The following is a 13,162-nucleotide window of genomic DNA, read 5'->3' as shown; positions in this document are numbered from 1 at the left end:
TTTGATGATGCGCCAATCGTCAGGTCTAATATCATTCCCCACAAACAATCAACCAACACAGCTTACCCTAAACAGATTGCCGCGGCATTTTTTCATAAGAAATTTTAGGTTTTAAATTTCCAACCAAGAACTTTTACCACTACTAACTAATGCCTCGCAATGACGGTTAAATTTTGGTTTTCTGCCAATTATAACTTTAACAGGTATAACAAAAAATCTTAATAAAACCACAATTACCACATTACCCCACCACGTCATGCAAGGAGAAACGACGAAGCAATCTAGTCGTCAGGTCTAGTATTAAACCACAAACAATCAACCAACACAGCTTACCCTAAACAGATTGCCGCGGCATTTTTTCATAAGAAATTTTAGGTTTTAAATTTCCAACCAAGAACTTTTACCACTACTAACTAATGCCTCGCAATGACGGTTAAATTTTGGTTTTCTGCCAATTATAACTTTAACAGGTATAACAAAAAATCTTAATAAAACCACAATTACCACATTACCCCACCACGTCATGCAAGGAGAAACGACGAAGCAATCTAGTCGTCAGGTCTAGTATTAAACCACAAACAATCAACCAACACAGCTTACCCTAAACAGATTGCCGCGGCATTTTTTCATAAGAAATTTTAGGTTTTAAATTTCCAACCAAGAACTTTTACCACTACTAACTAATGCCTCGCAATGACGGTTAAATTCTGGTTTTCTGCCAATTATAACTTAAATAGGTAAACAAAAAATCTTAATAAAACCACTAATCATCACATTACCCCACCACGTCATTGCAAGGAGTAATGACGAAGCAATCTCATCGTCAGGTTTGGTATTATTCCCCCACAAGCATCAACCAGCACAGTTCACCGCAAACAGATGCCGCGACATTGTTTCATAAGAAACTTAAGGATGATTCGATGATATCGATGATGCAATGATATATAACCTGTCATTCCATCCCGATAGCTATCGGGAGAGGAATCTGTTAGACGCTAGCACTTACCATTGTAAAGACACTCACACTGTTACCCCAAGCAGATCCTTCCTTCGTCAGGATGACAGATAGAAGTATTAAGGACAGAGAGTAAAATTAACATTGGTATCATTACTGGTCAATTAAACAACCACAAGACCATATCCAAACAGACCCCGCAACAAGTGCGGGGAGACTGCTATAGTGTTTATTTTTAGAGCTTAAAACACCATCCCAAAAAACTACACCCAAAGCTAGCGATACCCTCCAATCTGGAAAGAGTCCAAAAGCAGACAAAAAGGATAACTCCATAGTCAGCAGCCCGGTAGCTACTAAGGGCGGGCGGGGAATCTATGGCTGGCGTGGGCATATTGCGGCTTGTGGGGTGCCGGATTTTTTAAAAATGCCGCCATAAAATACTGCCTTTGACAATGAATCGTCAGTTAAGGCATTTTTCTAGCAGGGAGGGATTGTGCGTTTAGTGCGTGGCAATATGCCTTTCAGCCATAGTGTCTTTTTTTGGTTACCTTTTTTGGACAAGCAAAAAAGGTAAGAAAAAGTGGAGAATGAGATTTAGGTGACATTAGCTCATTAAGTTTATTAAAGATACATTGATGATGAGGTTACCTAATAAGTCGACGGAGCTCTCATCGTCAGGTCTGGTAATATTCCCCTACAAATAAAAAAACAAACACAGCTTACCCAAAACAGTCGCATAACTAAACAGCTACCGGAGCTTTAATATGCGGATGGGGATCATAACCTTCCAACACAAAATCCTCAAATTTAAAATCAAAAATACTTTTAACTTCAGGGTTAAGTTTCATGGTAGGCAAAGGACGAGATGTTCTGGAAAGCTGAAGCCTTGCTTGCTCAAGATGGTTACTATATAAATGAGCATCACCCAAAGTGTGTATAAACTCTCCTACCTTGAGGCCTGAAACCTGTGCAAACATCATGGTCAACATGGCGTAAGAGGCTATATTGAATGGCACGCCTAAAAACACATCTGCACTTCTCTGGTATAGCTGACATGACAGTTTTCCATCTGCTACATAAAACTGAAAAAAGGCATGGCATGGAGGCAACTTCATCTTATCTACATCAGCTACATTCCATGCGCTCACTATTAACCTTCTACTGTCTGGGTTATTTTTAATTTGATCAGCAACCTGCGCAATCTGATCAATACTAGCCCCATCAGGAGTTGGCCAAGACCTCCATTGGTAACCATACACCGGCCCTAACTCTCCATTATCATCAGCCCACTCATCCCATATACTGACCTTGTTGTCCTTCAAATATTTAATATTGGTATCTCCTTTTAGAAACCATAACAACTCATGAATAATAGATCGCAAATGCAGCTTTTTTGTGGTAACAAGGGGAAAACCTTCCGAAAGATCAAAGCGCATTTGATAACCAAATACACTTAAGGTTCCGGTTCCGGTTCTATCTTCTTTTTTTACACCCTTATCAAGAATGTGCTGCATAAGGTCCAGATACTGCTTCATGAGATTTATTAAATTTTAAAGAATGTTATCCCTTCCTGTGCCCAGAAGAATAACGATATATTTCATTGACTTCAAAAATACCGGTTTATTAAATATAAAAAAAGCTGCCTCCTTCAGAAACAGCTTTATGAGAAACTAATAATGTATAGCGGTTGTCCTTGTAAGGCGATATTATTCGCTCTTCTTTTTAGAGCAGCAACCTTTTTTATCAGCTTTAGCTTCTGATTCACATTTCTTTTTCTCTTCCTTAGTGCACTCTTTTTTGTCTTTCTTACAGTCTTCCTTCTTTTCAGACTTGCAGCACTTCTTCTTACCTTTGTCTTTATCTTTTTCTTTATCTGTTAAAGAAACAGCGATTTCATTGCTAAACAAGGCAGCATTTACCATTGGCGAAGCAGCGGTTGCCACACAAAATATGATTGCAAAAACAATTTTTTTCATAGTTATAGGGGTTTAATATTTATACTCCAAAAGTTAAGAAAAATTCATTTTTTAACAAAAAACGAAGAAAAGAAAAAAAGATTTTTCTAATTTTCGGAAATATTTTCACAAACAAGATTCCTTACCAAAGTTTCTTGTTTTTTACAATTGTAGACCCTTTCTAAACTAAAGCTATATGAGCGAATATAATTTCAAGGAAACAGAAAAAAAGTGGCAAAACTACTGGGCGGAGAAACAAATATTCAAAACTGACAACAGCTCTTCAAAACCCAAATATTATACATTAGACATGTTCCCTTATCCTTCTGGTGCTGGATTGCATGTAGGTCACCCACTAGGATATATAGCAACAGACATTGTAGCAAGATATAAAAGACTCAAAGGGTACAATGTCCTTCACCCTATGGGGTACGATTCTTTTGGGTTGCCGGCAGAGCAGTATGCAGTGCAAACAGGGCAACATCCGGCTATTACTACAGAAAAAAACATTAGCAGATATAAAGAACAGCTTGACAACTTAGGCTTTTCTTTTGACTGGAGCAGAGAAATCAGGACGAGCAATCCGGACTATTACAAATGGACTCAATGGATATTTATCCAACTGTTCAAATCGTGGTACAACAAAGAGACAGACAAGGCCGAGCCTATAGCTAAACTTATAAGTGCCTTTGAAAAAGAAGGCAATGCAAATATCCATGCCGTATGCGATGAAGACACACCACCTTTTACAGCCGATGACTGGAAAGGAATGTCTGAAAAGGAGCAGCAAGAAATGCTCTTAAAGTACAGGCTCACCTACCTTTCTGAGACTATGGTAAACTGGTGTCCTGCGTTAGGAACAGTTCTGGCCAATGAGGAAGTTAAAGATGGGCGTTCTGAAAGAGGAGACCATCCTGTAGAACGGAAAAAAATGGCACAATGGAGCATGCGCATTACAGCATATGCAGAAAGGCTTTTGCAGGAACTGGACAAGGTTGACTGGCCAGAACCGATGAAGGAAATGCAGCGTAACTGGATTGGGAAATCATTAGGCGCAGAGCTTAATTTCAAAATCGAAAATTCTGATATAGAGATTAAAGTATTTACCACCAGGATTGACACAACCTATGGCGTCACTTTCTTAACACTAGCTCCTGAAAATGAACTGGTAGCACAACTAACAACACCCGAACTTAAAAAGGAAGTAGAGGCTTACGTAGAAAAAGCGAAGAACCGTTCAGAAAGAGACCGCATGAGTGATGTCAAAACCATCTCAGGTCAATTTACAGGATCCTACGCTATCAACCCTTTTAATGGAGAGCGTATTCCAGTTTGGATTGCTGATTATGTACTGGCGGGATATGGCACAGGAGCTGTTATGGCAGTACCATCTTCAGATCCCAGGGACTACAACTTTGCCAAGCATTTCAACCTCCCAATAATACCTGTTCAGGAAGGCGAAGGCACCGATATCAGCAAAGAGGATTTTGACCCCAAAAAAGGAACTATGGTCAATTCTGGTATCCTTAATGGGTTGACCGTAGAGCAAGCCATACCGAAAGCAATTGAGTATGTGGAGCAAAAAGGAATCGGCAAAGCGAAGATCAACTACAAAATGCGCGATTCCATTTTCAGTAGGCAAAGATACTGGGGGGAACCTATACCTGTATATTTTAAAGACGGTATACCATATGTGCTAGAAGAGTCCGAGTTGCCATTGGAACTGCCAGAAGTGGATGAATACAAACCTACTGAAACAGGTGAACCTCCATTAGGCAGGGCAAGCAACTTTCAGACCAAAGAAGGATATCCGTATGAGTTAAGCACCATGCCAGGCTGGGCAGGGTCTAGCTGGTACTACCTACGTTACATGGACCCTAAAAACACCGAACAACCATTCAGCAAAGATGCGGTAAACTACTGGGGACAGGTGGACTTATATATTGGCGGAGCCGAACATGCCACAGGACACCTTTTATATAGTAGGTTTTGGAACAAATTCCTGTTTGACCTTGGGTTAGTACCCCATGATGAACCATTTAAAAAATTGATCAATCAGGGAATGATCCAGGGAAGGTCAAATTTTGTCTACAGAGTAAAAGGCACAAACAAGTTTGTATCGTATGGACTAAGAAAAGACTATGATATCACACCTTTACACGTAGATGTCAATATAGTTGAAAATGATATACTAGATACAGAGGCATTTAGAAAATGGAGGCCAGAATTTGAAAACGCAGAATTTATTACCGAAGACGGCAAATACATCTGCGGAAGTGAGGTCGAAAAAATGTCTAAATCAAAATACAATGTCGTTAACCCAGATGACATGGTAGAAAAATATGGCGCCGATACTTTGCGTATGTACGAAATGTTCCTTGGCCCATTAGAGCAATTTAAGCCATGGAACACCAATGGCATTGACGGAGTGTTTAAATTTATCCGAAGGTTTTGGAACCTCTTCCATGATGGGCAAGGGAACTTTAAGGTATCAGAAGAAAAACCTTCTGAAAATGAACTTAAGGTCCTTCACAAGACCATAAAGAAAATTGAAGAAGATATTGAAAGGTACTCTTTCAATACATCTGTGAGTACTTTTATGATCTGTGTAAATGAATTAACATCATTAAAGTGCAATAAGAAAAGCATACTTCAAGACCTTTTGGTCATACTTGCGCCTTATGCACCACATATTACAGAAGAATTATGGAACAAGCTTGGGCACACAAGTTCAATTGCCAATGCCTCCTTCCCTACCTATGACGAATCATATGTTAAGGAAAACAATGTAACATATCCTATATCTGTTAATGGTAAAGTACGTGTAAAACTTCAGCTTCCGGCAGACATGTCCAAAGATCAAATAGAACAAGAAGTCTTAAAAGCTGAGCAAATTCAGAAATGGTTGGAAGGCAAACAACCTAAAAAGGTCATTGTAGTACCTAATAAAATTGTGAACCTTGTAATTTAAATGGATTAAGGGTAGCGTTTGGTTATCTCCTTGCCGCTGCCCTTGCTCTTTTCCTTTTCAGGTTCCTGCTATCTAATTTTACAGGTTCTTCGTTTTCAACAACAGCTCCAGCAACGTCAATATCCTCTACTTCATCATGCTGCTCTTCTAAACTAAAATACTTTTTAACAATGCAGTTAACCTCTTCAAAATTTACTGGTTTAGATACTGTATAATCAACACCTAAAAGCTCAAGCTCCTCTTTGACATCATCATCTATATGATTAGCCTGTACAACAATAAGGATATTTTCTTTATGGAATTCAGGTGTTTGGTTAAAGTTTTTCAAAAACTCCAAACCGTCCATAATAGGCATTTCCAAATCAAGTAAAACCAGCAATTTAGAGGTTTTGATCATAGCACTCATTTGATGTAAATACACCAAAGCATGTCCACCATTTAAGGTCGATTTAATTCTACTAAAGTTTGCTTTGCGAAATACTTCTTCATTCGCAGCATTGCAATCTTTATCATCATCTACAAGTAGTACATGAGAAACAGTTTCCATATTTTTTTCCATATAAATCTTTTACGAAGCCTTCAACAAGCAAGTTTCATATATTAAGGATTTACTTGAATTATTTCCAGAAACATGTAAAATTGTGAAGCCGATTTCCTATCGGCTAAACGAAATTATAGTAAAACCGACTTTTTATCGGCAAAGCTAAGTGAATGATTGATGATGCGATAATAAAAAAATGTGATGATGCTCCTAATCGTCAGGTCTGGTATTATACTGTCTGAACCGGGATTCGCAGGATGAAAGGATAGACAGGATTTAAGGAAAGAGGTTTTTACAATCTATCAGACAATAACACCCACTATTATAACTCACCCCACACGTCATTGTGAGGAGGAACGACGAAGCAATCTCATCGTCAGGTTTGGTATTATTCCCCCACAAGCATCAACCAGCACAGTTCACCGCAATCAGATTGCCGCGGCATTTTTTCATAAGAAACAAAAGACTTAAAAATTCAAACCAAGAGCTTTATCCACTACTACCCTAATGCCTCGCAATGACGGTTAAATACTGGTTTTCTGCCAATTATAACCTTTAACAAGTTTAACATAAATATCCCGTAATCACTATATAACCCCACTATTACACCCCACCCCACCACGTCATTGCGAGGAGGAACGACGAAGCAATCTCATCGTCAGGTCTGGTATTAAACTGTCTGAACCGGGATTTGCAGGATGAAAGGATAGACAGGATAAAGGAAAGATGTTTTTACAATTTATCAGATAATACCTCCCAGCAAAACTATTCCTGCTCACTGTAGCCTGTGGCTACTGATACGATGATTTGTTTGAAGAGCCGTTTTTTTATAACACCCACTTACAACTCACCCCTCAACGTCATTGTGAGGAGGAACGACGAAGCAATCTCATCGTCAGGTTTGGTATTTGCAAACCTAACAACAGCATTTAGAGCTTACCGCCAACAGATTGCCGCGGCATTGTTTCATAAGAAACTAAAGACTTAAAAATTCAAACCAAGAGCTTTATCCACTACTACCCTAATGCCTCGCAATGACGGTTAAATTCTGGTTTTCTGCTAATTAAGAACCTTCATAATAACCAGTCATCCCGAGGAACGAGGGATCTGTCAGACGCTGGCACCTACCATTGTAGTAGGAGCAGATAAAGATATTCATACTGATACCCCAAACAGATCCTTCCTTCGCCAGGATGACATGAAGAAGTGTCCAAGGAAGAGGGTAATATAACTTTGGTATCGTTACTGATCCATTAAACAACCACAAGTCCTTACCCAAACAGACCCCGCAACAGGTGCGGGGATGAATCTATAGTGTTTATTTTGGTACTAACAACCAAAACTTACGATACCTCCAAACTGGTAAGAGCCGAAAAATAGACAAAAAGGATAACTCCATAGTCAGCAGCCCGGTAGCTACTAAGGGCGGGCGGGGACTCTATGGCTGGTGTGGGCATATTGCGGCTTGTGGGGTGCCGGATTTTTAAAAATGCCGCCATTAAAAACTGCCTTTGACAATGAATCGTCAGTTAAGGCATTTTTCTGACAGGGAGGGACTGTGCGTTTAGTGCGTGGCAATATGCCTTTCAGCCATAGTGTCTTTTTTTGGTTACCTTTTTTGGACAAGCAAAAAAGGTAAGAAAAAATGGAGAATGAGCTTTAGGTAACATTAGCTCATTAAGTTTATTAATAAGGCGATCAATTTGATGAAGCAATCCCAACACAGCTTACCGCAAACAGATTGCCGCGGCATTTTTTCATAAGAAACTTAAAGACTTAAAATTCAACCCAAAGAACTTTACCCACTACTATCTTGCGCCTCGCAATGACGGTTATTTTTTGGTTTTCTGCTAATTACAACCTTAATAACAACCTACATCCCGAGAAACGAGGGATCTGCCGGACGCTGGCGGTAAACTGTCTGAACCGGGATTCGCAGGATGAAAGGATAGACAGGATTACAACTCACCCTCAACGTCATTGTGAGGAGGAACGACGAAGCAATCTCATCGTCAGGTTTGGTATTATTCCCCCACAAGCATCAACCAGCACAGTTCACCGCAATCAAATTGCCGCGGCATTGTTTCATAAGAAACTAAAGGATGATTCGATGATATGATGATGCAATGATATATAACCTGTCATTAATTAATAACCTGTCATTCCGAGGAACGAGGAATCTGTCAGCCGCTAGCACCTACCATTGTAGTAGGAGCAGATAAAGATATTCATACTGATACCCCAAACAGATCCTTCCTTCGTCAGGATGACAGGTAGAAGTGTTAAGGAAAGAGGGTAATATAACTTTGGTATCGTTACTGATCCATTAAACAACCACAAGTCCTTACCCAAACAGACCCCGCAACAGGTGCGGGGAGGCATATATAGTGTTTATTTTTGGAGCTTAAAACACCATCCCAAAAAACTACACCCAAAGCTAGCGATACCCTCCAAACTGGTAAGCGCCGAAAAATAGACAAAAAGGATAACTCCATAGTCAGCACCCCGGTAGCTACTAAGGGCGGGTGGGGACTCTATGGCTGGCGTGGGCATATTGCGGCTTGTGGGCTGCCGGATTTTAAAAATGCCGCCATTAAGAACTGCCTTTGACAATGAATCGTCAGTTAAGGCATTTTTCTGACAGGGAGGGACTGTGCGTTTAGTGCGTGGCAATATGCCTTTCAGCCATAGTGTCTTTTTTTGGTTACCTTTTTTGGACAAGCAAAAAAGGTAAGAAAAAATGACAATGAGCTTTAGGAGACATTAGCTCATTAGGATTATTAAAGATATATTGATGATGCGGTTATTTAATGAGTCGATGATGCTCTCATCGTCAGGTCTAGTATTATACTGTCTGAACCGGGATTCGCAGGATGAAAGGATAGACAGGATTAAAGGAAAGATGTTTCTACAATCAACCAGATAATAACACCCTCTATTACAACTCACCCCTCCACTAATTACGAGGAGGAACGAGGAAGCAATCTCATCGTCAGGTCTAATATCACTCCCCCACAACCAACCTTTACAGCTCACGGCAAACAGATTGCCGCGGCATTGTTTCATAAGAAACAAAAGGATGATTCGATGATATGATGATTCAATGATATATAACCTGTCATTCCGACGCAGGAGGAATCTGTCAGACGCTAGCACCTACCATTGCAAAGACACTCATGATGTTACCCAAACAGATCCTTCCTTCGTCAGGATGACAATTAAAAATATTAAGGGAAGAGGTATAATATTAACATTGGTATCATTACTGGTCAATTAAAAAACCACAAGCCCTTACCCTAACAGACCCCGCAACAGGTGCGGGGATGAATCTATAGTGTTTATTTTGGTACTAACAACCAAAACTTACGATACCTCCAAACTGGTAAGAGCCGAAAAGTAGACAAATAGGATAACTCCATAATCAGCAATCCGGTAGCTACTAAGGGCGGGAGGGGACTCTATGGCTGGCGTGGGCATATTGCGGCTTGTGGGCTGCCGGGTTTTTAAAAATGCCGCCATTCAGAACTGCCTTTGACAATGAATCGTCAGTTAAGGCATTTTTCTGGCAGGGAGGGACTGTGCGTTTAGTGCGTGGCAATATGCCTTTCAGCCATAGTGTCTTTTTTTGGTTACCTTTTTTGGACAAGCAAAAAAGGTAAGAAAAAATGGAGAATGAGCTTTAGGTAACATTAGCTCATTAGGTTTATTAACAAGGTGATCACCTTAATGATTTGATAATGCTATAATCGTCAGGTCTAGTACTATTCCCCACAAAGAATCAACCAGCACAGCTTACCGCAAACAGATTGCCGCGGCATTTTTTCATAAGAAACTTAAAGACTTAAAATTCAACCCAAAGAACTTTACCCACTACTATCTTGCGCCTCGCAATGACGGTTATTTTTTGGTTTTCTGCTAATTACAACCTTAATAACAACCTACATCCCGAGAAACGAGGGATCTGCCGGACGCTGGCGGTAAACTGTCTGAACCGGGATTCGCAGGATGAAAGGATAGACAGGATTACAACTCACCCTCAACGTCATTGTGAGGAGGAACGACGAAGCAATCTCATCGTCAGGTTTGGTATTATTCCCCCACAAGCATCAACCAGCACAGTTCACCGCAATCAGATTGCCGCGGCATTTTTTCATAAGAAACAAAAGGATGATTCGATGATATGATGATGCAATGATATATAACCTGTCATTCCGACGCAGGAGGAATCTGTCAGACGCTAGCACCTACCATTGTAAAGACACTCACACTGTTACCCCAAACAGATCCTTCCTTCGTCAGGATGACAGATAGAAGTTGTTAAGGGAAGAGGGTAATATTAGCATTGGTATCATTACTGGTCAATTAAAAAACCACAAGCCCTTACCCTAACAGACCCCGCAACAGGTGCGGGGAGGCATATATAGTGTTTATTTTTGGAGCTTAAAACACCATCCCAAAAAACTACACCCAAAGCTAGCGATACCCTCCAAACTGGTAAGCGCCGAAAAATAGACAAAAAGGATAACTCCATAGTCAGCACCCCGGTAGCTACTAAGGGCGGGTGGGGACTCTATGGCTGGCGTGGGCATATTGCGGCTTGTGGGCTGCCGGTTTTTTAAAAATGCCGCCATTCAGAACTGCCTTTGACAATGAATCGTCAGTTAAGGCATTTTTCTGGCAGGGAGGGACTGTGCGTTTAGTGCGTGGCAATATGCCTTTCAGCCATAGTGTCTTTTTTTGGTTACCTTTTTTGGACAAGCAAAAAAGGTAAGAAAAAATGGAGAATGAGCTTTAGGTAACATTAGCTCATTAGGTTTATTAACAAGGTGATCACCTTAATGATTTGATAATGCTATAATCGTCAGGTCTAGTACTATTCCCCACAAAGAATCAACCAGCACAGCTTACCGCAAACAGATTGCCGCGGCATTTTTTCATAAGAAACTTAAAGACTTAAAATTCAACCCAAAGAACTTTACCCACTACTATCTTGCGCCTCGCAATGACGGTTATTTTTTGGTTTTCTGCTAATTACAACCTTAATAACAACCTACATCCCGAGAAACGAGGGATCTGCCGGACGCTGGCGGTAAACTGTCTGAACCGGGATTCGCAGGATGAAAGGATAGACAGGATTACAACTCACCCTCAACGTCATTGTGAGGAGGAACGACGAAGCAATCTCATCGTCAGGTTTGGTATTATTCCCCCACAAGCATCAACCAGCACAGTTCACCGCAATCAGATTGCCGCGGCATTTTTTCATAAGAAACTTAAAGACTTAAAATTCATCCAAAGAACTTTACCCACTATTACCTTGTGCCTCGCAATGACGGTTAATTTTTGGTTTTCTGCTAATTAGAACCTTAATAGTAACCTGTCATTCCGAGGAACGAGGAATCTGTCAGCCGCTAGCACCTACCATTGTAAAGACACTCACACTGTTACCCCAAACAGATCCTTCCTTCGTCAGGATGACAGATAGAAGTTGTTAAGGGAAGAGGGTAATATTAGCATTGGTATCATTACTGGTCAATTAAAAAACCACAAGCCCTTACCCTAACAGACCCCGCAACAGGTGCGGGGATGAATCTATAGTGTTTATTTTGGTACTAACAACCAAAACTTACGATACCTCCAAACTGATAAGAGCCGAAAAGTAGACAAATAGGATAACTCCATAATCAGCAATCCGGTAGCTACTAAGGGCGGGCGGGGACTCTATGGCTGGTGTGGGCATATCGCGGCTTGTGGGGTGCCGGATTTTAAAAAATGCCGCCATTCAGAACTGCCTTTGACAATGAATCGTCAGTTAAGGCATTTTTCTGGCAGGGAGGGACTGTGCGTTTAGTGCGTGGCAATATGCCTTTCAGCCATAGTGTCTTTTTTTGGTTACCTTTTTTGGACAAGCAAAAAAGGTAAGAAAAAATGGAGAATGAGCTTTAGGTAACATTAGCTCATTAGGTTTATTAACAAGGTGATCACCTTAATGATTTGATAATGCTATAATCGTCAGGTCTAGTACTATTCCCCACAAAGAATCAACCAGCACAGCTTACCGCAAACAGATTGCCGCGGCATTTTTTCATAAGAAACTTAAAGACTTAAAATTCAACCCAAAGAACTTTACCCACTACTATCTTGCGCCTCGCAATGACGGTTATTTTTTGGTTTTCTGCTAATTACAACCTTAATAACAACCTACATCCCGAGAAACGAGGGATCTGCCGGACGCTGGCGGTAAACTGTCTGAACCGGGATTCGCAGGATGAAAGGATAGACAGGATTACAACTCACCCTCAACGTCATTGTGAGGAGGAACGACGAAGCAATCTCATCGTCAGGTTTGGTATTATTCCCCCACAAGCATCAACCAGCACAGTTCACCGCAATCAGATTGCCGCGGCATTTTTTCATAAGAAACTTAAAGACTTAAAATTCATCCAAAGAACTTTACCCACTATTACCTTGTGCCTCGCAATGACGGTTAATTTTTGGTTTTCTGCTAATTAGAACCTTAATAGTAACCTGTCATTCCGAGGAACGAGGAATCTGCCGGACATTAGCACCTACCTTCGTAAAAAGAGCAGATAAAGACACCCTGCTGTTACCCAAACAGATCCTTCCTTCGTCAGGATGACAGGTAGAAGTGTTAAGGAAAGAGGGTAATATAACTTTGGTATCGTTACTGATCCATTAAACAACCACAAGTCCTTACCCAAACAGACCCCGCAACAGGT

At 40.6% G+C, this 13,162-nt stretch carries 4 protein-coding genes; 1 reads left to right on the top strand and 3 read right to left on the bottom strand.

Going from position 1 to position 13,162, the window contains the following annotated elements; all coding sequences use genetic code 11:
• Positions 1 to 1,695 precede the first annotated feature (1,695 nt).
• Positions 1,696 to 2,490 carry a thymidylate synthase gene (locus RCC89_09045; protein WMJ73308.1) on the bottom strand — a complete coding sequence of 265 codons (795 nt, stop codon included), beginning with the start codon at positions 2,488 to 2,490 and terminating at the stop codon, positions 1,696 to 1,698.
• A gap of 171 nt (positions 2,491 to 2,661) precedes the next feature.
• Positions 2,662 to 2,931, bottom strand: a complete 270-nt coding sequence (locus RCC89_09040) for a hypothetical protein (protein ID WMJ73307.1) — start codon at positions 2,929 to 2,931, stop codon at positions 2,662 to 2,664.
• 175 nt (positions 2,932 to 3,106) lie between these two features.
• Here RCC89_09040 and leuS point away from each other — a divergent pair, with 175 nt between their 5' ends.
• On the top strand, positions 3,107 to 5,881 hold the full coding sequence (leuS, locus tag RCC89_09035) for a leucine--tRNA ligase (protein WMJ73306.1): 2,775 nt from the start codon (positions 3,107 to 3,109) through the stop codon (positions 5,879 to 5,881).
• Between the two features lie 22 nt (positions 5,882 to 5,903).
• On the opposite strand, the gene RCC89_09030 is transcribed toward leuS, so the two are convergent.
• Positions 5,904 to 6,440 (bottom strand): response regulator, encoded by a 537-nt coding sequence (locus tag RCC89_09030; protein ID WMJ73305.1) that lies wholly within the window; start codon positions 6,438 to 6,440, stop codon positions 5,904 to 5,906.
• Between the last annotated feature and the right edge of the window lie 6,722 nt (positions 6,441 to 13,162).

Source organism: Cytophagaceae bacterium ABcell3, from assembly GCA_030913385.1.
In the GTDB taxonomy this organism is placed as follows: Bacteria; Bacteroidota; Bacteroidia; order Cytophagales; family Cytophagaceae; genus ABcell3.
The sequence above is the reverse complement of the archived record's forward strand: the minus strand, read 5'-3'. Positions and strand labels throughout refer to the sequence as shown.